The organism is Photobacterium pectinilyticum, from assembly GCF_024357955.1.
In the GTDB taxonomy this organism is placed as follows: Bacteria; Pseudomonadota; Gammaproteobacteria; order Enterobacterales; family Vibrionaceae; genus Photobacterium; species Photobacterium pectinilyticum.
The window spans coordinates 1-25,029 of record NZ_JANEYT010000049.1 but is presented as its reverse complement, the minus strand read 5'-3'; the positions used below and the strand labels follow the sequence as shown (position 1 = coordinate 25,029).

The window sequence follows — 25,029 nt, the reverse complement described above, 5'->3', positions numbered from 1 at the left end:
CATAACTAAAAAAAGTCATAACATAAAAAAACCACTTCAATTCAAATTAAATATTAATCGAATTGAAGTGGTTTTTACTTCAGATAGGGTTGTGGTTATGCAGAAACTTCTTCTTTCGGCGTACTACTAACCTCTAACGAGCGCTTAGACTTAACCAAGAGAGTACCAACCAGTGCAAGTATCGCAGCAATAATGACAAAGAGCATACGCCCCCACATTGGGTTTGGAACCAATGTTAGTGACAAAATAAAGAGTGAAGCAATCAGAACCATCTTACCTAGTACACTATTTTGCTTGTTATCCATTGCAACACTCTGTGGTGTATCTTCAACAATAACCTCTGTATCAACATTTGAAAAGAATTGGTCAACTTCCTTTTGTCGTTGCTCAGTATGCCCTTTGTAGAAATACTGCGACAAGATAAAGAAAGGAAGTGTAATACTTAAGTGTCCAATTAAGCCTAGTGTTACAGACTTCATTTCAGTATATTCTCTTGATGTCAATGGTTGCTCTAGATTAAGAATGGATTCAATGACTTCAGGTGTCATTCCAAATGCAATCGTTCCTGATACAGCCATACCAACAAGTACTGTTCCCCAACCAGCCCAATCAGGTGTTTTTCTAATAAAGAAACACATAATTGAAGGAATAAGAATTGGGAAGCCGATTAAAGTACTTACTAACATCGTCAAATCGAACAATCCGAACTCTTTTAAAGATGTTAAGAACAGAGCAGCAATAATGATGATAATTCCGAACACCGCAGTTAGAAGCTTGCTTACAAAGATTAAGTGCTTTTCAGAATGATTCTTACAAAAATAAGGCTCATAGACACTCTTAAGGATGATCCCCGCATTACGGTTTAATGCTGAATCCATTGAAGACATAGTTGCAGCAAACATAGCCGCAAGCATCAGACCAACCATACCTACAGGCATTTCTCGACTTACGAACATAAAGTACGTGGCATCCGCAACTTTAGCCCCTAACCCTGCCAGCCCCCAAGTGCTTGTGTCTGGGTAGTGAGCCGCAACATACCATGCTGGAACAAACCAAAGAACAGGACCAATTAACATCAACGTGCCCGCCAAGATCGCTGCTTTTCTCGCGTTTTTTGTATCTTTTGCTGAAATGTAACGATAAGAATCGACCATATTATTGGTACTAAAAAACTGCTTGATAAACATAAATATAAACCACCCAACAAACAAGTAAGTGTGATTATATCCATCACCAATAAACGGCTGCTCAGGTAGACCTGCATCAAGCAGTGGAACTAGACCACCAGATTTCCAGATTGCGACAGCACCGGTTACTAGCGTCATCGTAGTAAGGATAATCATCTGCATAAAATCTGATGCAATAACTGCCCAACTACCACCTACTAAAGACATGAAAAGTACAACACAGCCCGCCACAATGATCGTTTGTTGAAGCGGAATACCAATAACTGCACTCGTAAATACCGCCAACGCATTAACCCAAATCGATGCCTGCAACACGCTCAAAGGTACATTTGCCCAGGTAAATACCTGCTCGTTAATTGGCCCCAAACGCATACGAACCCCTTCAAGAGGAGTAATTACACGCATTTGGCGAGCTTTAGCTGCAAAAAATAGATAGTTACATAAGTAACCCAAGGCATTTGCATAGAATACTGTCGTTGCAACCGCAAAACCACCTGTTAAAGCTTTACCCATATGTCCGGTAAAAGTCATTGCACTTACTGCTGTCATAAAGGATGTTGACCCGACCATCCACCACAGCATCTTACCGCCACCACGAAAATAATCACTTGTCGAAGAACTGAATGATTTAAATAATATTCCAATTGCAATTAAAAAACCAAAGTATATAATGACAACAGCTATATCAACCATAATTCATCCCTTTTACTATATCCGTACTTTCTCATTCTGATGTTTTGATGTAAAAGTAAATAAATGAAACCAAACTTGTTTCATTCACATAATTAAAATTTATTAATTCAACGACCAACTCAGATAAAAACCAAACAATCAACTATTTGATAACAAGACTACATAAACAAATAACCACACAACGAGATCTGCTTCACAATAATCAATCAAATAATAAAAATAAACCAATGTTTTAATTTAAAAAAATAAAATTCATTGTATATTACTCAGCAGTTACAAAAAATGGCTATTTTGGTTTTTTTAGAGGTCAATTTTTGCATATAATTTTAATTAAATTATACGTTGGTAAAAATTTATGAACACTGCATTAAACAAACTTACTGAGTTTATGAAAGACAACAATGATGAAGAAAGGAGTATACTCGATAACCAAAATAGCATTGACATGTCAATTTTCAAAGATGCGAACAAAACCACAATTTCATTTGATAAAGTAGTACCTAAAGGAAAAATGATATCGATCAGAAAACACACTCGATACATTCATTATCCTGCACACACACATGACTACGTAGAAATATGTTATGTTCTAGAAGGTAACTCAGTTCAATATATAGAAGGAAAAAAGTGTCAGATTCGCAAAGGTGATATACTCTTTATGGGTCCAGGTGCTATGCATGAAATACTTCCCTCAACGAAAGAGGATATCATTCTTAATTTCATTATTCATAAAAAATACTTTAGCTATATCTTTGAATTTATTGATGATAAAAACAGTCTTTCTAGCTTCTTTATTGATGCTATTTTTAAGAATTCCACCTCAAAAGCACTTATATTTACAACATTTAATAAAAAACCCATAGAGAGCCTGTTAGACAGTATCGTTAATGAACTGACGATTAAAGGCAGTTTTATGGAGTCAAAGATTAAGTTTCTTCTTGGTCTTCTAGTTATTGAGTTAATACAAGAATCACCTTACGTCATTGACAAGAAATCTCATGAAAGTAAAGTTTTATCTCAAGTAATTGGTCATATAGAACGTGACTTGCAAAAAGCTAGCTTAAACAGCATTGCCGAACAGTTAAAAATGAAGAACTACAACCTATCAAAACTAATAAAAAAAGAAAGTGGCAAAACATTCAACACACTTCTCCGAGATATTAGATTCAACAAGTTCTGCGAACTAATTAAAGTAACCAATGTTAGCATTAATGAAATTGCAATCGAAGTTGGATTTTCTAACACAAGTGACTTTTATAGAAAATTTCGACAAAAATATGGCCTTTCACCAAGAGAGTATAGAAACTCAGCTTGTTCTGAATTGATTTAACAGAGCCCATAGGTGATATACCATTTACTTATAACTCTGAAATCAAAAAAATGCAAAAATACACCTAAAACTTCACAAAAATTGTCGTTTCTAACTGTGTCTTTTTTGTATATAAATTTTAATATTTATTGTAACATCTGGAAGTTGCACATATGCAAAAAGATTTTTCATGGGTTAATTGTGCTTGGTCTGACATTGTTAATAAAGTGAAGATTACAAGTGATGAAATGACTGTAAAATTTCCTTCTATGACTACAGATGGTGTGTATTGTGATACACATGCACCATGGGCTTGGGTCGTCGGTTTTTGGCCAGGTTTACTTTGGTTGCTGTACGAGAAAGAAAAACATGAACCATTCAAAAAAATCGCAATTGATCGTGAAAATTTAATGGATCAACCTCTTGATGAGTACGTTAATATACATCATGACGTCGGTTTTATGTGGCAGCTCACTTCCATAAAACACTATGAGCTCTTTGGTAACGAAGAATCAAAGACGAGAGCTTTAAAAGCTGCAAGTCACCTCGCAAGTCGCTTCAACATTAGCGGTAACTTCATCACTGCTTGGAACAAAAATGATGTCAACAGCGCCGACCCTAGAGGTTTAAGTATCATCGATAGCATGATGAACTTACCCATTCTATTCTGGGCAGCAGAGCAACTCAATGCCCCTCGCTTTGCTTTAATAGCCAAAGCTCATGCAGACACTGTACTCAAAGAATTTATTCGCTCAGATGGCTCTGTTCGACACATGGTCGAGTTTGATTATCTAAATGGAAACATTAAATCATATCATAGCGGTCAAGGCTATGATGAAGACTCCGCTTGGAGCCGAGGTGCCTCATGGGCAATACATGGTTTTGCGCTGGCTTATAAGTATACAAAAGAAGCTAAGTATCTTCAGGCTGCGTTAAAGACTGCCCACTTCTTCTTAAGCTGCTTACCAGAAGATCGTGTACCATATTGGGACTTCCGAGCACCATTAGATGAAACAACACCACGCGACACATCAGCAGCTGCTTGTGCCGCAAGTGGCATGTTATTAATATCTGAATTAGTTGAAGATCAAAAAACAAGCATAAAATGTCTAAATTCTGCGGTTAATATCCTGCATAATATCCATCAACGCTATACCACATTTGACCAACCAGAAGAACAAGGTATCCTTCTCGGTGGAACGTTCAACGTACCTAAAGGCCTCGGCGTAAACTGTTCTTTAATCTACGGCGACTACTACTATGTAGAAGCAATTGCTAAGCTCGTTGAAAAGGTGAATAGTAACACTAGATAAAATAAAATAGATGCATGAATTGATATTTTTTTCTTAATTTAACGAAGTGTTAGACATAGCACTTCGTTTATAACTTTGTGTCAATTCATACCAATATAAACATTAAGTTTAAACAACGACAATCATCCGCAATTATTGACCTCATTTATTTCAAAAATAGACATACCCCTCCCCCTGGGCCTTTCTTATTATATTTTTGTTTTATAGGATAAATAAAGTGCTTAGACACTACTTAATTAATGACAATAACTTCTTATATTAATAATTAGTTTTTATTCAATCTAATATAGAAAGAATAGCGTTTGAATTTTCAATAATTGGAAGGAAAAAAATGAAATTTTGTCTAACCAGTAAATTACAAGCCAAGACAAACTCTTTGTCATCTCGTCGCTTTGTAATGCGAGCGATAGTTCCTGCTATCTCTATAGCCCTTCTTACTAGTACCTTTAGCGTTCAAGCATCTCAAGACACAAATGAAAATAAAGCCATGGTTGAATATTTTGCAGACAATGGTTTTGGCAACCCCCTTGCCGTGGTTCAAGCTCCAGCTGGTATCCATGAAAATGGTATTACATACCTGACTTATCAAGGTAATTTAGAAGACCCATATGTAGTGTCATATAACCACGATACAGGTGAATGGCAAGGGCCAATTAAAGCCGGTTTTAGTGAGTTAGGTAAAGACAATTACTGGGCTCCTTCCGGCCGGCCTATTGATAACCACGGTAAGCCGACAATGATTATCGATGATTTAGGCTATATTCATATCTTCTTTGGTGGGCACGGTGGTAGCGCCCGACACGGAGAAAATCCATTAGGGGATGTGCATGATGGTCGAAATAAGCATATTGTCTCCGCTAAACCTTACGATATTTCGAATTGGATTGAGCTAGACAATATCCCACCATTTGGCAATTACAACCAAGCAGTAAAAATGGATAACGGTGATATTTATTTGTTCTATCGCCATGGTGCCCATAAGAGTGATTGGGTTTTTCAAAAATCTACCGATCACGGACGTACATTCGAAAATCCAGTATCCTTCCTTGAGCATAAAGAACGCGAAGATATAGAAGCAACTGATAGTTGGTACGCCTGGGCAACTAAGGGGAAAGGGGATGAAATTGTAATCACCTACGATTATCACCCGTGCTGGAAAAGACACGCTAACAATGGGCGTGGTCATACAACTGAACGCCACAATGCATATTATATGGTCTTTAATACAAAAGAAGGCACATGGAGTAATATCAAAGGAGAATATCTAGATCTCCCAGTAACACGTGAACTTGCTAATGAAAAAACACTCGTATTAGATACTGGTGAAAAATGGACTTTTAACGGTTCAGTACACTTAGATGAGAATGGTTACCCGCATATTGGAACAAATATTGGTGTTGATTTAGGTCAGTTAACTGGTGGTCCTAAGCAAACATCCCATATTCGCTGGACAGGAAAAGAGTGGTTGGGCGGAAATCCTGTAAATGCTGATGCCGTAAGTTGGGGCGTAGATACAAGAGGAGACTTTTTCCTTTCGTCACCAACTGACATTACGTTCGCTATCGGTTATAAAGAAAAAGGTGAAGGCGTTGTAGCGTATTTTAACTCCAAAGACGGTGGTGAAACTTTTGAAAAACAAAAAGAATTATTGCGTAGAAACGATGCCGGGTGGGCGATGTCAGCCATGATCACTAACGCGCACCCTGACGCTCGACTGTTCGTTGCAGAAAGGACAAAAGGAGAAAATGAATGGCGCCACATGTACCTACTTGGTGACAACGGCCCTATTCCACGAGCCCAAGATGAAGCGGATACTCGTGAAAACAGTTCTAAATAGAGAAATTTGCTAAAGAAACATGCCTAATCAATTATCGTAGTTAGGCACTATTTAAATGATAAGTTTGACCATTATTCAAGCTACATTAGCTATAAATTCTCGAATGCCGATTAACAGAAGATTAAAATGCTGTAGTCTCGTTAACCAACATTCTAAATTAATAGCACGAATAGATGGAAGAACAGTAAATATTACTGAACGAAATAACCCGGAAAGATTAAAATCTAATTTGACAGTTACCGAGTAAACTCGGTAACTGTCAGATCCACTCTGAATCAGTACAACTTAATCTGACCAAGTATGTAACGCTAAGACTAAGTTATACTCATGTTTACTTTCTTCAATGTAGTCATTACATTGTTTTGAATCTAACGTCCATAACCCATTTTCTACGCGAGAATTCAGTTCGGACAAAAATTGGACTTGTCCCTCAGTATTATTTGATGCAATAGCTATACCATATTCCTCACAGACCTTCTGATCAGACATGGCGAATGCACTTACTGACATCAAACCGAAAATACAAGCAGTTATTATTTTTATCTTCATCGTCATTTCTCCTGTGTTTCATGTGGTCTCGCTGGTAAACGTAGACCATGTGACAGTTTACGCAAAAGAAATTTTATTTATTAAGTCAATCAGAGCGATAACGAGCAAAAATACGCTCCATTAGGGTAAAAATCTGCATTAGCCCGTTTACTTAATATCTGCGTTTTCATACTAATCATGTAAAGCACACAATAAATCAGGTAAATATTAAATAAAAAGCAGTTAAACAATAAGATTAACAATATATGAAACTTCCATAATAGAGGCTAACCATTGATTAGTTCAGTTGTGTGTGGACTGCTGGTTTGTTTTGTGAGTCACTTAGTCTATGGTGTCTCCAGGGAAATGTGCTCATTTTGATAGTATAGTGCTGAATGTCATGTTGGATACGATAGGTGAAATTTGATAAAAATTAATATAATCAATTACTTTCGAATGTAAAAGACCGCCAAATTAGATACAACGAATACATTCATAACAAGCCGTTTTACAAAAAACGTTGAGGTGCTTTGATGATAGATGATAGTTGTTGCATACGAGAAAAAATCTTGGATAGTCTGAAATTCAATATACATCAGAATATTAGCTCGAATTCAGACTAACCAAGAACATAGATTCAATTTAACTAGTGCATATCGAAAATAACTAACTGATAGTGAAGTTAGAAAAATCGATTAACCAAATTAAACAGCTACTTATCCCATATGATTTCATACTTTTGTACTGAAAATGAAGGGATTTTATTAGAAATTTTGATCATTGTGCCGGATTGGGAATCACTGATTGTTTTTGAGTGCTTCCATTCACTCCATTGTAAGTCATTAGCATCAGAGTACTTGAGCTTAACATCATTGAATACTGCCTTACCTTCATCATTTAAAGCATCTGCAATAGGAGTTAACTCGTGGATCCCCTCTTTTTTCCATCCACCTTGACTTACAGGAATGTTAGAACGTTCATGTTCAGCTAAGAACATCTGCTCCCTATTATTACTTTTATCAATTTGTGCTACACGGTAACGAAATGAACTCCCTGTCGACCTATCAACTTTAAGGCTCATGCTAAATGGTTCATCATCTTGATAACTGAAATCATTTTTATTAAAATTAAACATTAACAAATCAAATCCACTATCATCAGATCGTTTTGTAAAAATTCCATCGACAACGTTACCATCTAACTTTGAGGTACCTTCGACACGATTAGAATACATATCATTACCAACCATGCTGATAAGAGCTAACTGTGTTAAAGCTTCAGAATTATAGAACCCGTCTCTCTTAACATTTCCCCACTGAAAAAGCCTGTCAATCTTATTTTCTAACATCATCTTAGAAAACATGGCGAAGAAAGCCGAACCATGGGATGATTCAACACTAGAAAAGCCAGCTCGTTTCATCTCGACTATGTACTTAAATTCATGAATTTCAAAACTAGCGTTTTTATTGAAGTCTTTATGTTCGAGTATTGGCGCAATCTCGCTGTTATAAACCACATCCATATCCATATGATCAGGGTGTGCTACCATAGGGTAATACGAAATAGCTAAGAAATCGTAAGGAATATTATTGGATTTTGCCCAACTTACAAAATAAGGGGCATACGCATCCTCTTTATTTCCTTTATAGTCCACATAGTTACTCTTATGTGTTGCCTCCCTAAAATGCACTCCTACTGTTGCAGTAGGTAAAACTGAATGAATAGCATTTACAGTATTCTCATAGTGGTCAAAAAATTCTTGACGAGTCGCAGACCAATGCTGGGGACGTGTGTCAATTTCTGAACCAACTCTAAATCGCCAACTAACGACTTGCTCTTTACCATACTTATCAATTAAATGACTAATAAAAGATTGAATATATTGATTCCACACTTTAGCGTCTACAGGCGGTAAACCATTACCATAAACGCCTACACGATCTTTCTTTAAATAATTGACACCGTCTGGCTCGTCAACAAAATTGTATCCTTTTTGGAATGCCCAAGGTGGATTATCCAACACAATTTGAAAAACTTCCCAATCATTATCTAACCACTTATCGATACGCTCTGTTGCTGCATCAAAGTTATAAACAAAATTCTTACCATCCCACTGGTACGTATCTGCAGTAAGATCTTGATTATACCAACCACCAAGCATTCTAACTGTGTTTACTTTAGCTTTACGACCCAACGTTGCTGGTTTTTCTACTGGATTACCTCTTTCTGTTCTTACACTAACATCAAAAAAGTCATACAATTCACCAATTGAACTAGATGAATCAGTATAGTCTACATAAATAGCTTGAGGGTTATTGTGTTCTTGTTCTGCTTGACAAATATTAGAATATGGCAACAATAGCGCTGCAAACATCAATAAATTAAAATTATCTTTCATATAAATTACCACTTTATAATTTAGGTAGGCGCAACATAGTGACACGATATAATTAAATATAATCAATAATTGAGTTAGAAAATGACTAAGAATCTAAGATGAAATATATTATTTACAACAACAAAACCACCTACATCAGTAGGTGGCCTAAACTACAATTCAACTTCATCACTAATAATATTTATTTTATTAAATACCATAGAAACATCATCATTTGAGAAATGTTTAAAAACTGTATAAGACACCTACACGACTACGTAATTGATAATCGTCTGAAGTTGGGTGTACCGGAACTGCCGAAAACGTGACAAACGGTGTCAATCCCTTTGCAACTGTATAGTACGACTTGGCTTCAATTTCATGTTTATATTTTTCATTATCCCATAGCGCACCACCAACTACACGGCGATGGTAATCATACTGCAAGCCAAAACGAAGATTCTCTGTTGCAGCGTAATTTAAGTTAACTTGATATTGACTTTTTGTTTGGTCACTATCTCTACCATTCTTTGAAACAAAAAACTCATGCTTGTACTTAAATTCTGTTGAAAACCCACCGCCCCAATTTGACACAATACCAAGTTGAGGTTTATATCCTATGCCAGTAGAAACTGCTGTTGCATCAATTTTAGGAATCAATAGGAGTTTATCATTTACATAATAACGATATCCTAATTGAAGTTCATTATTTGACGTCGCATAAGAATTAGGGTTTTCACCTTTCAATATCGCTTGCACAGCAAAAAATGTTTTATCAACACTACCAGTCAATTTAAACATTGTTGCATTTTTATCTACTGGATTATATGCATCATGAAGGCGTTCCTGACGCACCATCAAAGTAGCCGCAGATACTGAAGTACTAGCGATCATAGAAGTGAGTGCTAGCACAAAAATTTTTGTTTTTTTCATTTTAAATCCTTTCAATCCTTAAATTATAATATTTCACTAACTAAAATAAAGTGTTAAACAGAAAACTCCATCAGTATTCATTAAGGTTATTATTGCTTAACTTATGATAACATTCATTACTATATTCAATTTTTGTGGAATTGCTCAGATATTTATTTTCAATAGATAAATCACAATATTATTAGCAAATAATGACATAACAAAATGCAAGTTATGTTCTTAACTAACTAAATACTATTTATTTTTTATTAACCGCCAAAATCAAATATAGATATATGATTTAAAAAGTAATCACTAGCATTAGTATCGGTATTATTAACATGAAAAATTATAATTTTCATATCCATATGATGTTTTACGTGAAAAACAATATCCCAAAGCTCAATGTTTGAACTTTGGGATAAAATATAAAAATTTTTTTATTTAACTTTTAGGACCATCATAGTCATAAGTGAACGATTCAACATCAATATAACCATTCTCTTCAACATCATTCCATGTGAAGAAACCCAATCGATCACCCGTCCAATTTCCGAACGCAATTTCAAATTGAGGGCCAAAATACTTATAAACTTTGCCATCCAAACTATATTCAAAGAACGCACAGTTTCCATTGTTTGTCGTTCGGATATAAATATGTTCAGAGTCTACAACGTCTCCTTCAACTTCTTCACCTTTTGTGTTCATAAAAAATAAATTATGAACACCCGATTCGGAAACTTTAATACCCATAAGATTGAAAACACCACCAAACCTAACTAGGCCGGCAACTTGATGTGGTTTCATCCCCTGTAGCTTTATCTTTGCCTCAGCGACCCCATGAGAAGTCCCCATAATTCGCTGACTTAACGTGTTACATGCTCGCCAAAAATCTGAACTAGCACCATTGCTATTTGTCCATTGGTTTGTTTTGGGCCCATAACCGTCACCATTGGGAACAAGTTTACTGGCTTTTAAACGCAGATGGCCTGGATTATCAGTTAATGACCAGTGAGAATCCCTTGGATCATGATTCCATTCCCATTGAGGTCCAAGTGTATCTGTTGAGAAATCATCATCACTGAGAGGCGCTTGAACTGGGAACCCATTTATTGGTTTCCTGTATCGCTTAACTGGTTCACCAATGCCGTCACCGTTTTCATCTATACCAATAATTGGCCAGTCATCAATCCAGTTTACTGGCTCTAAACATTGAACTCTTCCCTGAAAAGGATCATCGTCATTCTGAACGAGTTGATGCATATACCACCAAGATTCATCCGGCGCTTGAAGTAATGCACCTTGACTAGCACTTCTACCGCCAAAGTTGCTACCTTTTTGTAGAACAACCTTTTTTTCATAAGGGCCATAAATACTATCAGATGATCTCAAAACAACTTGCTTTCTATCGTTTTTAGCATTTTTGACGCCAAGACCAGTTGAGCTATCGCCTATTGTCCATTCAGCGATAAAAATGTACCAATAACCGTTAAACTTATAAATTTTCGCGGCTTCCGCACCAATACCAGAATAAACCTCTTTACCTTGATCGAGAATTGACAATCCATCCCAGCTCATTTCATATATTACATTTGTGTTTACCGGAGATTCTTCATCTAGATTTTCTGGTTTAACGCCAGCATTAACTATTACATAAGCTTTATGACTATCTTTATCCCAATATACCGCAGGATCATCCATTACATGCGTTGTATCTAACAATATCTTTGGTTCACTCCATGGCCCAGCGATATCTTTTGCTGTAGTGACCATCAACCCGTGGTTATAATCAATTTGATATATATACCAAGTACCGTCATTATAAGCTAAATCTCCAGCCCATACGCCAAATGAGTACCCATTCATTCGATCCCAGTTATATTCGGGAGCCCAAGATAGACGATTAAACCCAAAACCAACATTACTCCAGTTAACCATATCCTTCGAGGCCAATATCGGCATCCCTGGTGACATATGTTGTTTTGATGTGATCATGTAATAAGTATCACCTACTTGCTCAATATCAGAATCTGGATAATCAGCATTTAATACAGGGTTAATATAAGTCCCATCACCTTGATCACCCCAACTACCAAATTTATTATCTAACATAATCTTTTACTTCCAATTCTAATAATTTAATTAAATGTCATTTCTTTGACCAATGAGGTCACATGTAACTTATATTTACCGGAACCAATAATTAATTCATTACGGTTATTTATAGAAAAACCATCTACGCGGCTTATGCAACATTCTGGTATAGAAACAATAGCTTGAGAATTAAATGGTACTTCCACTTCTAATTCATAATCACTTTCACTAAGGCAGACCCATGAAACTTTAATCTCACCATAACAAGTAGAATATTGACCCGAAGCATAACTTAGCCTTGAACTAAGTAATGGGCTGACTCTAAATTTCTTAAAACCAGGATTAGACTCTATAGAACGAATACCTAAAACGTTGCTGTATAGCCACTGCCCCACTGCTCCGTATGCATAATGGTTGAACGAATTCATACCCGGGTCTCTGAGACTTCCGTCGTTTTGAATACCATCCCAATGTTCCCAAATGGTTGTGGCACCTAATTTCACTTGATTTAACCAAGACGGATAAGTTTCTTGTAGTAATAGTTCATACGCAGCATCTTTATAGCCGTTATCACTTAACGCTTCACATATGTGCGGTGTACCTAAAAATCCCGTGTTCAAATGACCATTATTGTTTTGAATCAATGTGACTAACCCAGAAGCGATTTTCTTTTTCTGAACATTTGATACTAGGTTAAAATGCAGTGGCAAAATATGTGATGTTTGAGTTTGTGGTAAACGTTCACAATCGTTACCAACGAATTCAGATACAAATTTCTGTCTGATCCTTTCAGACAAAGAGTTGTAGTAATCACTATTCGCTGAGTAACCTAATATTTCAGATATTTTACCTAGTAGTTTGGTCGAATAGGCAAAATATGCTGTACCTGTAAACGCTGTTGGGGTACCTCCAAAGAAGCTGCCCTTCTCTGCATCTAACGCTAACCAGTCGCCAAATTGAATCTCATAATCGTAAACATAATCGTGAGATTTGCTCTCAACAAATTCGAGATACTTACACATCGATTGATAGTGATTTTCCAGCACTTCCTTGTCACCATACATAAGGTAAAGTTGCCAAGGAATAATCACAATAGCATCACCCCATCCAGCGGAAGAGTGCGTACTTTTTTTGAAAAAAGGGTGAGAGTCTACTCTACCTGTCAATGTATCAGGAACAACAAAAGGTATCCCTCCATCAGACAGTTGATCACAAGATACGTCTACAAGCCATTTAGTGAAAAAACTCTTTGAATCGTACAAGTAACAGGCCGTCTTAGAGAAGATCTGAGCGTCTCCAGTCCAACCCAACCTCTCGTCACGTTGAGGGCAGTCTGTAGGGATATCTACAAAATTTCCTTTCATGCCCCAACGGATATTTTCGTGTAACTTATTCAGTAGCGAATTAGAGCTTTCAAAGTGACCTGTTCGTTCCAATGCAGAATGAATAACGATAGCTTCAATGTTACTGATCGCTATCTCTGGCGATGATTTACTAATTCTTGCGTAGCGAAAGCCTTGGAATGTGAAATGTGGACTATACGAATATCGCTTCTTTGGTCCAATAATAAATGTATTTTTTTGTCCAGCCGTGCGGAGATTTTCGATATGAGCATTGCCCTCTTTATCAAGCACCTCAAAATGTTCAATTGTCAGAACATCCCCTGCTTGACCAGCTACTTCAAACTCAATAAGACCTGACATATTCTGGCCGAAATCGACTATGGTCTCACCACATGGACTTTCAAATATAGACTTAGCGCTAATTGTCTCTATTCGTTCGACAACGCACGCATCCTGTGGCTTTAATACATTTAAATCAAAATTAACCGATATACAACTCACCCAAGAAGCATTGTCTTCTGATGCTTCGCTCCATAAACCTATCTCTTTTCTAGAATCATATGTTTCACCATCATAGATACTTGAAAAAACAACCGGTGATTCTGACCATTTCCATGAATCATCAGTAGGGATAACTTCTTTTGTCCCATTTTTATACCGAACAATAATTTGACAAATCATGCCGGGCACAACGTCATAAAGGGCACTATCGTCTAGCCATCCCAACCGTCCACAGTACCATCCAGGTCCTACGTGAAAGACGATTGTATTATCGTTCGAGATCTTATTAGTAATCTCTGCAGTTTGGTAAAGATGATTTTTTTTGTAGCTGGTAAAACCCGGTTTTAAAACACCATCTATAATTTCTTCATTGTTTAAATATGCTTGATATATCCCCCCCGCTGTCGCATGAATCATGACTGATTCAACTTCATTGAGGTTATCAACAGCAAAGTTCTTTCTAAAGTATATCCCCTGCTGTTCATAGTTAGTCTCTTCCAGACTTGAACGAATATACTTTGCTTGCCAATTATTTTTATTGAGCCCTGATATAAAGCTTGACTGCTTCCAATCAGATTCCTGATTGTAGTTGTTCCAACACTTAACTCTGACGAAATATCGTTGTGAAAAATCAAAATTTTCCAAGTTAATTTTTACATTTACACTTCTGTCACTTTCTTGTCGACCAGAATCTAAAATTATTTTTGAAAAGTCATTTTCAGTTGAGACTTGATACTGAAATGCAATTTGACTCTCATCTCGGTGAGTTGCCTTCACTTTCCACGTTAAGTTAGGTAAAGACTCTACACAATTAACTTCTTGCAAGTTATTAATGTATAGACTTTCTATATTTAACATATTCATCACTCACTCTTCATTATATTTACTTGCGAAATTTGGAGCACATATAAAATTACATATATGTGCTCCAGGTTTAATTAACGAATAATTCTTGTACGTTAATCCGTAGCCATCGTAACCTTGCATTCTGGTTCTTTAACCGCCTTAAGTAAGGCGAAACCAATTCCTGCGACAATCAAAGACATGATGAGGAATAGCGAACGCCCCCACATAGGGTTAGGTACCAACGTAAGTAATGAGATGAATCCCGCAGCAACAAGAAGCATTTTTCCTAGTACCTTGTTCTGCCTGTTATCTAACTCAATACTATCCGCCGTATCCTCAACAACAACCTCAGTATCAATATTGGTAAAGAACTGCTCAATATTCTTCTCACGCTCAGGAGACAAGCCCTTGTAGAAGAATTGCGTACAGACAAAGAACGGCAGAGTAATCAACCCGTGTCCAACAACACCGAGAGTCACTGACTTCATTTCTGTAAACTCACGATTCGTCAATGGCTGATCTAAGTTTAAGAAACTAGCAATCATCTCTGGTGTAATAACAAAAGCAATTATTGCTGATACACACATACCGACCAAGATAGTACCGCCGACAGCCCACTCTGGTGTTTTCTTAACGTAGATGCCCAACAGAGCAGGAATAAGAATTGGAAAACCAATTAGTGTATTAATTAGCATCGTCAAATCAAACAAACCATATTGTCTGAGTGATGATAGTCCAAGTGCTGATAGAATAATCACGACCCCGAACGCTGCAGTCAGCATCTTCCCTACTTTCAAAAGGTGTTGTTCTGAAGCATCTTTTTTGATGTAAGGTTGGTAAATACTCTTAATAACAATACCAGAGTTTCCATTCAAACCAGAATCCATTGATGACATCGTCGCAGCAAAGATAGCAGCAAGTAGCAGACCTATCATACCCACTGGCATTTCACGTTTTACAAAAATGTAATACGTTGCATCTGTCACTTTGTTTCCTAGACCGTCAAGACCCCACGTTGAAGGATCAGGGTAATGGCCAGAGACGAACCATACAGGTAAGAACCAAACTAAAGGACCAACTAACATTAATGACGCAGCTAACAATGCCGCTTTTCGAGCATTTTTTGTATCTTTTGCTGTGATGTATCGGTACGAACTCAACATGTTGTTCGTCGTTAAGAACTGCTTGATAAACATACAAAGGAACCAACCCACAAAGAGGTAGGTGTAATTGTAACCATCACCAATGATTGGATTCTCTGGAAGACCATTTGACATGAGCTCAACGACACCGCCCCCTTTCCAAAGGGCTACCATTCCAGTCACCAACGTCATAACAGTTAGAATCACCATTTGCATAAAGTCTGATGCAATAACGGCCCAGCTGCCCCCGATTAAAGACATAAAGACTACGATACCGCCAGTGACGACAATCGTCACTTCTAATGGCACCCCGACTACAGCACTTGCGAATACCCCAAGTGCATTCACCCAAATAGCCGCCTGAAGAATACCCAAAGGCATTCTTGACCACATCATGATCTGTTCGTTTATACGACCGTAACGCATCCTAACACCTTCTAAGGGCGTAATAACTCGCATTTGTCGAGCTTTAGCCGCAAAGAATAGGTAGTTACATAAAAAACCAAGTGCGGAGGCATAGAAAACAACAATCGCAACGGCGAAGCCTCCTGTTAGACTTTTGCCCATATGACCAGTAAAGGTCATTGCACTTACTGCGGTCATAAAGGATGTGGAACCAACCATCCACCACAGCATTTTACCTCCGCCCCTAAAATAATCACTGGTGTTAGAACTGAACTTTCTAAATGACCAACCAATAGCAATTAAGAAACCAAAATAAACGAGTAGTATTGCAATATCTATCATATTTCCCTCTCAAGACTTTAATTAAAACGTTATCACAAATAAAAATTAATATTGAAACTATAGTAAATATATATTTATAAACTATAACTTAACTTCGTAATCGTAAACTTTTCTTTGAACAGATTTCTTTGACGGTGCATCAATAATTTCAGGAATATCGTGCCCTATCTCCTTAAATTGCGAATATAGTAAACTTCGCATTTCATCTACGACTTTTTGGTGAGATTCATAACCAATTAAGTTGGCTAGTTCATATGGATCAGCCTGTAAATCGTATAGGAAATCATCAACATAAATATCATTATCAGTTTGACGTATACTATATTTCCAACGGGCTGTTCTAATACAACGACCTACATGTGATTCACTAATCTCAATATAAGCATGTTTTTTTAGATCTGCCTCTTTCCTTTCAACTAAAGGCAGTAAGGATTGTCCCGTCATTTCTTCAGGTATTTCTATACCACACGCATCAAGTAATGTCGGGGGTACATCAACTAAACTAGCAAGATTAGGGAAACGTCCACCTTGAGTAAACTGCCCTCCAGTCCAAACCATTGGAATTCGGATTGAAGCATCATGACATGAGCGTTTGTATTCATTATTGCGAGTTTTGAAATGACAACCATGATCTGATGTAAACACAACGATAGTGTCATCCAGCAAATCTAAGCTCTTTAGCACATCTTTGATACGACCATAAGATTCATCTATACGCTTGACCATCCCATAGTATCCCGGCAAATGTGAAGCACTTGTCCCACCTAATGCTTTTAGATCTGGTGGTGTCCAATTATCAAGATAGCGTTCGCTATAACCAGTGGGAGCTGGAAAATCGTCACGATGATTTTGCATATGGGGTTCTAATAATGAAACCATCATATAGAAGGGTTCGTCTTTATTATTATCGATATATCGAATAGCCTCATCGACTATCGCATCAACTCTATAACCAGGAAGTTTTAGCTCCTCACCCTTTTCATCAAATACAACTGTTTGATAAGCATCTGAAACAAATTCAGGTATATTTGCAGCTCTCCAAGTTTGATAGCCGCCTTGAGGTTTTTCAAAGGGGCCTACGCATGAAGCATTAAGATGCCATTTGCCAAAATAGCCAGTTTTGTAACCCGCATCGCCGAAATAATGAGCTAATGTTTTTTCATCTGGAGATAAACTATCACCATTAGTATTACAACATGTTTCTGATGCATATTTACCGGTTTGCAAACATGATCGAGCAGGAAGGCAAACAGGTTGAGGCGTGAAAGCATTTTCAAAATGCGTTCCTCTAACAGCGTCATAATCCAAATTAGGTGTTAAATCCATTGGATTTCCGTGAACACCCAAGGTGTCAAATCTTTGCTGATCAGTAAAGAATATAATGACGTTTTTCTTTTTCATTGGTAATAGTTCCCAAAATAACACATTCAATTAATGCAGAGTCTGATAATAATAATTATCTCAATCAAACCACTATTTAATTAAAGTATAAATTTACTAAAAATCCTGAGAGCTAAACCACAATTTATTGATGTGAAAAAAAACGATATTAATCTACGTGAGCAAAACCACAGATATAAAATACTATAATGTATATTGTAGAAAACATAATTGATGTTCATAATCTATGAAAGCATAATTTGTTTCATAATGACAACTTAAATTTAACTAATTAGAGAGATATAAGTAATGACTACCATTGAGGTTGATACACCTAATCAGACTTTTTCAAATTCTGATTTTTTAGATACGTCAATTCAGCGTGTTCTTAAGAAAGTTGATCTTATGATGACGGTTTATCACGATGGATTTCCGGCATCTGCTAGTGAGAACTTAGTGTACCCAAAGATTGACAATACTCAGTGGACAACGTGCTTTTGGACAGGACTTTTATGGTTAGCTTACGAGTATACGCAAGATGACAAGTACCGTAATCTTGGTGAGTCATTGATGGAAAAGTTCGAAGAGAGACTGGATAAAAAGATATGCTTAGAAACGCATGATATGGGCTTTCTATATACACTCTCTTGTCTTGCTCCATATAAAATTTCAGATAATCAGAAAGCTAAAGAGCTGGCTATTAGAGCTGCTGATGTCCTTATTGGACGTTACCATGATAAAGCTAAAGTGATTCAAGCTTGGGGAAATGTAAATGATCCTAATCATAAAATTAGAATGATCATTGATTGTAATATGAATCTCCCACTTCTTTATTGGGCAACTGATGTTACTGGTGACCCTAAGTATCGCAACATAGCATTAAGTCACTTGGAGCAATCAAACAAGCATATTATTCGTGATGATTTCTCTACACACCATACATACTTCTTTGATAAGAACAACGGTGAAGCCATTGGCGGTAGAACTTTCCAAGGTTTATCAGACGACTCAACATGGGCTAGAGGTCAAGCTTGGGGAGTTTACGGATTAGCACTAAGTTACAAGCACACTGATGATTACAGTTTAATTGAGATGTCGAAAAAGCTTGCCGATTACTTTCTCGATAACCTATCGGAAGACTTAGTTGCATATTGGGACTTAACCTTTACAAGTGGTGATGAACCAAGAGACAGCTCAGCAACCGCTATCTTCCTTTGTGGCTTGCAAGAGTTATTGAAGCACCTACCTAAAGAAGACAAAGATAGAGCTCGATATGAGAGTTTTATTGAACAAGCAATCTTAAACTTGTCGAATTCATACATCAGTGAAAATGATAATGAATATGGCGTTTTGCTGCATGGAACATATGCTAAACCCGATGGCCGAGGTATTGATGAGTTCTGCATTTGGGGAGATTACTTTTTCCTTGAAGCATTGATTCGTAAAAGTACAGATTGGAACACATACTGGTAAGAGTAATTTTTTTAAATTTAGATATTTACTAGTTTACTGTTACTAATATATTAATTACTGATACGAGCTAAAAACTCGTATCAGTAATTATAAAATTATCACCTGCAACTTCAATTATTCATCTAGTTTCTAATCATTTTTACCTCTTCCATAATATCATTACGATTGATAATCTAATCATTATAAATTACATAATATAATAACTTTAATGTTATTTACCGTTTTAGCACAAGCATCTCTCAGCCAACTTATCTATTCATATTGTACAATCCAAATTTGAAGTTAAATTAAAAAAATTATAAGGAATTAATACAAAGCATTTAAATATATTGCATTAACTATCACTAAAACTAAAAACAAATCACATAAACCATCATGAAGATAAAAATTTATTTAAAAAACAAAAACTATAACGGAAAAATACAATTTAAAGTGATATATTGCTTTTAATTAAATGATTTTAATTACAAATAATTCAACTCGTTATCAATTGATAATTAGTTAATGTTGATAATTATCTGATTAGTAGATTATCTACATTAATAATTTTTAAGTAAGTAAACAGCCTTATGCTTTCCACTACTCTTTTACCTAATCATTAACAACTGGGATATTTTGTATGATGAAAAATCAACAGCGCATAAAAAGACCAAACAAGTTTAATAATATATCAGTCAAATGCGCAGTACAGACTGTTTTCTGTCTTGCTGCTGGTCTCTATAGTCAGCAAGACGTTTACGCCGGTGTTTCGATCGATTCAACACAAACACAATCACCTAATGTGGTGATTTTTCTTATAGATGATTTGCGAGTCGATGTCGGAAGTTATGGTAACCAATATATCAAAACGCCAAATATTGACAAATTAGCAAGCGAGGGTGTTCAATTCAATAAAGCGTACGCTCAACAAGCCATTTGTGGACCTTCAAGGGTAAGTATGCTGTCTGGTTTACGTCCAGAAACCACTGGGCTATACACTATTGATAAAAGCGGTATGTTACGTCCAAATCAGCCTAACGTGGTTTCTATGCCTCAACTCTTTAAAGAAAATGGCTATAAAACTATCAGCATTGGTAAGGTTTATCATACTTCCTCTGATGATCAAGAGAACTGGACGACACACATAGAGAAACTTAAGAACTTCTATGCTATCCCTGGCAATGAGGAAGCTAAGTACGCTTATGAAGCCGGTGATGTTGACGATGATTTTTATAAAGATGGTAAAGTGGCTAATGATGCTGTTAATATCTTAGAGCAAGTTAAAGATGATAAATTCTTGATGGTAGTTGGATTCAGCAAACCTCATTTGCCTTTCAATGCCCCAAAAAAATATTGGGATTTATACTCACATGATCAGTTTGAAGTTCCGAGTCGAGCTACACCAGATAACATGCCGGAACTAGCCCTTACTAATTGGAACGAGTTACGAAGTTATGGAGGGATACCTAAGGAAGGTTATGTTGATGATGAAGGTACTAAAACGCTTATCCATGCTTATTCGGCAACAGTCAGTTATATGGATGCACAGTTAGGTCGCGTGATGAATGCCCTTGAAGATTTGGATTTGCGAAAAAATACTATGGTCGTTTTCGTGAGTGACCAAGGTTACAAACTAGGAGAGTACGGTGCGTGGAATAAGCACAGTAACATGGAATTGGATACTCGCGTTCCACTAATTATTAGCCGTGAAAAAAATTACGAGAAACGTCAAGACGGGGTGATTTCAAATGCTTTAGTTGAAAATCTTGATATATTCCCTACCATTGTAGAAGCAACCAACTTACCTATGCCGGTACTCGATGGTCAAAGCTTACTTCCATTACTTGAATCTCCAGATATGGAATGGGCTGATGCTGCTTATAGTGTATTTGCCAAAGAAGCAAAAGCAAAAATGGGCGTATCGGTTACGGATGGTACGTGGCGCTACTCTGAATGGCGCATATCGGAAACACAAGAAGTTCTATCAAAAGAACTTTACTTACACGATAAATCTGACATCGCAGTAGAGAATGTTGCAGGGCAAGCAAAATATTCAGATATTGAAGCACGGTTACAAAAAATGCTATACCGACAGTACCCACTAGATGCACCATCTTTTAACGATAGGCCAGTTCTTGAGAATAATGCCGCCCAATAAAAATGTGACTTTTTGGGGCCACCTAGATGGGGGCCCTTTTTTAATCATTAACTATTTAAGCTCTTTGCTTCTTAATACGTTTTTACAGGTTTCGATAAGTGTCTGTATAGTATTCATTCCATTATCCAACGGAAAGTATTACTAGAAATATTCGGGTTGATACGTCATCAACCCAAATAAGGTTTTTAATTACCTTGACCCCATGCTTCAGTAAAGCCAACTGCAGAAAGATCCGCGTCAAATGACCCATATTTAATTCGCACAGTATCTTGAGAATTGCGGAAAGCATTAATAATAAAATTGACTCCTTTATCAGATAGTGCAGTAGTCTGTAGCATAGATACTTCATTTTTATAATGACAGAACTGTGACATTTGTATGGGTTGGTTATTTACTAATATTGTTGCTTTTCGAGGGGTATCAGATGGATTGCAAGCATCTGCCTCATTCATTATATAAAAGTTGATGTAAAGACGTTGAGTGCCTTGATGAGAACGAATTACCTCTGCACCAACAGCTGTTGCAATACTTAAATCTTCACCCTTAATTTTAAAAGAATGTGTACTCAATGGGTATTCCTCTTCCCAAGATACAATTTCAGTATTCCAATCAGAAGCGTAAGAGGAATTAATAACAATACACAACAATGCAGATAATAGCACTTTTTTAATCATGAAAATTCACCTTATCCTTATTTATATGAATATTAACCTTGTGATACTTAGGCTTCAATATGCAATGTCACACAAAAGCATCTTCTTTTACGTAATCAAGATTAATGCGCACTTTATTGCTATGAATTAGCTAAAAAAGAATGCAGCCATTACAATTATTAACTAGTAGCTGTCCATATCAGATTATGCTTAATGAGATATATAAACAGATGTATAGCTAAAATGGTTGGTTGCTGCGTGTGGGCTGGTTATGATGCGTATTGATGGTAAATCGATATTGACGACATACCTATAAAGATAATCTTTTTTCAAATTTTTACTGTTTTTCTGATAACACGCTTGACAAATAAGTCGCATATGCATAAAGCATTAAACAAACAAGCTTATAGCCACGAGCAAGAAAGAGGTAAAGATCTCCGCCCCTTGGAAGCTTGGGGCGGAGAATATGTTTACTCTGAACTAATTGATAAAGATACAACAAGTATTAATTAGACCACTGGCTCTCATAAAAAATATTTTTATAATTCTAAACATCTAAGTCAATTATTTGTAAGTGTAATGGTCGCGATGTACCTTTTAAACTTTCCATCAGATAGTAATATAGCTTTCCATCTTTAATATGAACTTTACCATGGGTAAAGATTTTACCAGAGTTAGCTTCATAAACTCTTTCGAAATCGTTAGTACCACCTTTTGCTTTCTCAACATAAGGTCTACCACTCTGATTTAAACCAATAATGTAAATGTTTTCACCTGAAGTGTGGATATTTGTCGCCCCAGCAAAATCTGAAGTGATAGTAAATTCTGAATCGCCAGCCGGTTTGTATGAATGGAGATTAACTAATTCGAAATCAGATCGCTTATTATCTCTTGACTTAATAAGGCTAATCATATGGATATCGCCTTTCTCCGTCACGGTCCAATCAAAATTGTGTATGATTTGAACGGAATCTTGCTCGGTGTGTGAAATGTAGTCTCCTGGCTCAAATACTTTAAGTTCATCGGAGTTTACTAATGGAAATGTCATACTCTTTCCGTAGTGGTTTTTCCAATCACCATCACCACTTGGATTATCTGAGTATCCATAGTAGACACCATTTTGGTAGATAAACTTATCATCGCGTTTTGCTCGCTGTTGGAAGCCGACTCTTAGTTTATCATTTACATATTTCATGCTTCCATATAAGCCCCAGTTGTAGTCATTCCCATGGGATTTAGCATTCAATACATTAAATTGCTTCCACTCTGTCCATTTGCCATTGTCTGCATCATAATGAGCAAATACGTAACCACCATTATTGTTACCCCCCTTTCTCATGTAAACAAGGATAGTGCCATCTACATTGGTAAAGAAAGTAGGATAAGTTAAGCCCGAATAATTAGCATAATCAATACTACCAGTGAGGCTTAAATGCTTATAGTCATGAGGGCCTTCACTAACATGACTTGTATCTTTAACAAATTTATCTAGTGCAAATTCTTCATCAGATACATCGGCCGCACCAGTGACACTATAAGAATATCGGAAGTAATCATTACTTAAGCTTCCATCTTCTGGTCGGTTTTTACCATAAGCATGCATGTCATACAGCATGTGAATAGTACCGTCTATCGGACTAATGGCAACAGCAATAGTGTTATGTGACTCACCTATATGAGGTTGATTTAAGAAGCCTGTATGCTGATGGGGGAACTCTATTGTTTTTATTGAACCTGTTTTTGTATTATAGCGTGATAGCATGACCTGTCTATTTTGTTTACCGCCTTTATACCAAGTCATAAACACATAGTCTTTGTACGTTTTAATACTGTCACCGTGAGCAGATATTTGAGGACCAAAGAAGTAGTCATAGGTCTCGGTGCCGTTATCTTCAGCGTGACGAGCCACTTTGTTACCATCAAAATGCAAAGCATTATCTGTTATTTTAATCTCACTCTCCAAAACAACAGAAGCATTGGAAATTCCAAGAGGCATTAACAACATTGAGCCGATGAATGTACTTACACATAAAAACTTTTTGTTCTTGTTCATTACACTTCATTTCCATACAAGTTATTGAATTAAATTGCTTTAATAATTAGAGATGTTCCAGAATTAATATTGCACATTAATGTGTATAGATCTAATGCTTAGGATTGCACCTTAGCAGGGCAAGATTTGCACCAAGTGCAATTAAGCGTTTACCCGTACCCATTGACAATTTAATGTGACGTATCGCACTTGGTCCATTTTTTTATTATGTAATATTTTTGTTCTTAAATTTCGATGATATAAAGATAATGAAAAAAAATTCTCAAAATTCCATCCTGATGCTTATGATATTAGCGAAACGAATGCTCGGCAGGTAAGGGATTAACGAACATTAAAATAAAATGATAAACCTGTTTGAAGGTCAATCAGATCCTCGCATAACAACAGATCTCTGGTTTTTATCAGATCTACCGATAACAATTATCGAGTAACCGTTCACCAGACCCCCATTGAAAAATCATTTGTGATCCATCGCACTTGATCCGCTTTTCCTTCTTGAGTGAT

General features: G+C 36.6%; 15 protein-coding genes. 5 read left to right on the top strand and 10 right to left on the bottom strand.

The window, feature by feature from the left end; all coding sequences use genetic code 11:
• Positions 1–95: 95 nt before the first annotated feature.
• Complete coding sequence (locus NHN17_RS17820) at positions 96–1,880, bottom strand: sodium:solute symporter family transporter (protein ID WP_303629447.1); 1,785 nt, start codon at positions 1,878–1,880, stop codon at positions 96–98.
• Positions 1,881–2,235: 355 nt separating this feature from the next.
• Between NHN17_RS17820 and NHN17_RS17815 the strand changes: the two genes are divergently transcribed.
• From NHN17_RS17815 to NHN17_RS17805, 3 genes are all read left to right on the top strand, one after another.
• On the top strand, positions 2,236–3,210 hold the full coding sequence (locus NHN17_RS17815) for an AraC family transcriptional regulator (RefSeq protein WP_255044010.1): 975 nt from the start codon (positions 2,236–2,238) through the stop codon (positions 3,208–3,210).
• A gap of 152 nt (positions 3,211–3,362) precedes the next feature.
• Positions 3,363–4,502, top strand: a complete 1,140-nt coding sequence (locus NHN17_RS17810; RefSeq protein WP_255044009.1) for a glycoside hydrolase family protein — start codon at positions 3,363–3,365, stop codon at positions 4,500–4,502.
• Between the two features lie 331 nt (positions 4,503–4,833).
• Complete coding sequence (locus tag NHN17_RS17805) at positions 4,834–6,339, top strand: BNR-4 repeat-containing protein (RefSeq protein ID WP_255044008.1); 1,506 nt, start codon at positions 4,834–4,836, stop codon at positions 6,337–6,339.
• 285 nt (positions 6,340–6,624) lie between these two features.
• Here the strand turns inward: NHN17_RS17805 and NHN17_RS17800 are convergent, their stop codons facing one another.
• The 7 genes from NHN17_RS17800 to NHN17_RS17770 all read right to left on the bottom strand — a co-directional run bounded on the left by NHN17_RS17800 (position 6,625) and on the right by NHN17_RS17770 (position 18,230).
• Positions 6,625–6,888, bottom strand: coding sequence for a hypothetical protein (locus NHN17_RS17800; protein ID WP_255044007.1), 264 nt, complete (start codon positions 6,886–6,888; stop codon positions 6,625–6,627).
• A gap of 691 nt (positions 6,889–7,579) precedes the next feature.
• Complete coding sequence (locus NHN17_RS17795) at positions 7,580–9,265, bottom strand: GH39 family glycosyl hydrolase (RefSeq protein ID WP_255044006.1); 1,686 nt, start codon at positions 9,263–9,265, stop codon at positions 7,580–7,582.
• A 225-nt stretch (positions 9,266–9,490) separates the two neighbouring features.
• Entirely contained in the window at positions 9,491–10,177 is a 687-nt protein-coding gene (locus tag NHN17_RS17790; protein ID WP_255044005.1) for an oligogalacturonate-specific porin KdgM family protein, read from the bottom strand.
• Between the two features lie 423 nt (positions 10,178–10,600).
• Complete coding sequence (locus NHN17_RS17785; protein WP_255044004.1) at positions 10,601–12,268, bottom strand: glycoside hydrolase family 43 protein; 1,668 nt, start codon at positions 12,266–12,268, stop codon at positions 10,601–10,603.
• A 26-nt stretch (positions 12,269–12,294) separates the two neighbouring features.
• A complete protein-coding gene (locus tag NHN17_RS17780) occupies positions 12,295–14,958 on the bottom strand; it encodes an alpha-L-rhamnosidase (RefSeq protein ID WP_255044003.1) in 2,664 nt (887 codons plus the stop codon).
• 95 nt (positions 14,959–15,053) lie between these two features.
• Complete coding sequence (locus tag NHN17_RS17775) at positions 15,054–16,829, bottom strand: sodium:solute symporter family transporter (protein WP_255044002.1); 1,776 nt, start codon at positions 16,827–16,829, stop codon at positions 15,054–15,056.
• 81 nt (positions 16,830–16,910) lie between these two features.
• Complete coding sequence (locus NHN17_RS17770; protein ID WP_255044001.1) at positions 16,911–18,230, bottom strand: sulfatase family protein; 1,320 nt, start codon at positions 18,228–18,230, stop codon at positions 16,911–16,913.
• A gap of 288 nt (positions 18,231–18,518) precedes the next feature.
• Between NHN17_RS17770 and NHN17_RS17765 the strand changes: the two genes are divergently transcribed.
• Positions 18,519–19,682 carry a glycoside hydrolase family 88 protein gene (locus NHN17_RS17765; RefSeq protein ID WP_255044000.1) on the top strand — a complete coding sequence of 388 codons (1,164 nt, stop codon included), beginning with the start codon at positions 18,519–18,521 and terminating at the stop codon, positions 19,680–19,682.
• A gap of 619 nt (positions 19,683–20,301) precedes the next feature.
• Entirely contained in the window at positions 20,302–21,819 is a 1,518-nt protein-coding gene (locus tag NHN17_RS17760; RefSeq protein ID WP_255043999.1) for a sulfatase, read from the top strand.
• A 185-nt stretch (positions 21,820–22,004) separates the two neighbouring features.
• On the opposite strand, the gene NHN17_RS17755 is transcribed toward NHN17_RS17760, so the two are convergent.
• On the bottom strand, positions 22,005–22,493 hold the full coding sequence (locus NHN17_RS17755; protein WP_255043998.1) for a hypothetical protein: 489 nt from the start codon (positions 22,491–22,493) through the stop codon (positions 22,005–22,007).
• Between the two features lie 526 nt (positions 22,494–23,019).
• A complete protein-coding gene (locus tag NHN17_RS17750) occupies positions 23,020–24,525 on the bottom strand; it encodes a BNR-4 repeat-containing protein (protein WP_255043997.1) in 1,506 nt (501 codons plus the stop codon).
• Between the last annotated feature and the right edge of the window lie 504 nt (positions 24,526–25,029).

Bases quoted from the DNA above. Each gene is read 5' to 3' on its own strand.
- NHN17_RS17750 (WP_255043997.1), bottom strand. From the start codon at position 24,525: ATGAACAAGAACAAAAAGTTTTTATGTGTAAGTACATTCATCGGCTCA.
- NHN17_RS17820 (WP_303629447.1), bottom strand. From the start codon at position 1,880: ATGGTTGATATAGCTGTTGTCATTATATACTTTGGTTTTTTAATTGCA.
- NHN17_RS17775 (WP_255044002.1), bottom strand. From the start codon at position 16,829: ATGATAGATATTGCAATACTACTCGTTTATTTTGGTTTCTTAATTGCT.
- NHN17_RS17790 (WP_255044005.1), bottom strand. From the start codon at position 10,177: ATGAAAAAAACAAAAATTTTTGTGCTAGCACTCACTTCTATGATCGCT.
- NHN17_RS17755 (WP_255043998.1), bottom strand. From the start codon at position 22,493: ATGATTAAAAAAGTGCTATTATCTGCATTGTTGTGTATTGTTATTAAT.
- NHN17_RS17800 (WP_255044007.1), bottom strand. From the start codon at position 6,888: ATGAAGATAAAAATAATAACTGCTTGTATTTTCGGTTTGATGTCAGTA.
- NHN17_RS17760 (WP_255043999.1), top strand. From the start codon at position 20,302: ATGATGAAAAATCAACAGCGCATAAAAAGACCAAACAAGTTTAATAAT.
- NHN17_RS17795 (WP_255044006.1), bottom strand. From the start codon at position 9,265: ATGAAAGATAATTTTAATTTATTGATGTTTGCAGCGCTATTGTTGCCA.
- NHN17_RS17780 (WP_255044003.1), bottom strand. From the start codon at position 14,958: ATGAATATGTTAAATATAGAAAGTCTATACATTAATAACTTGCAAGAA.
- NHN17_RS17765 (WP_255044000.1), top strand. From the start codon at position 18,519: ATGACTACCATTGAGGTTGATACACCTAATCAGACTTTTTCAAATTCT.
- NHN17_RS17810 (WP_255044009.1), top strand. From the start codon at position 3,363: ATGCAAAAAGATTTTTCATGGGTTAATTGTGCTTGGTCTGACATTGTT.
- NHN17_RS17770 (WP_255044001.1), bottom strand. From the start codon at position 18,230: ATGAAAAAGAAAAACGTCATTATATTCTTTACTGATCAGCAAAGATTT.
- NHN17_RS17805 (WP_255044008.1), top strand. From the start codon at position 4,834: ATGAAATTTTGTCTAACCAGTAAATTACAAGCCAAGACAAACTCTTTG.
- NHN17_RS17785 (WP_255044004.1), bottom strand. From the start codon at position 12,268: ATGTTAGATAATAAATTTGGTAGTTGGGGTGATCAAGGTGATGGGACT.
- NHN17_RS17815 (WP_255044010.1), top strand. From the start codon at position 2,236: ATGAACACTGCATTAAACAAACTTACTGAGTTTATGAAAGACAACAAT.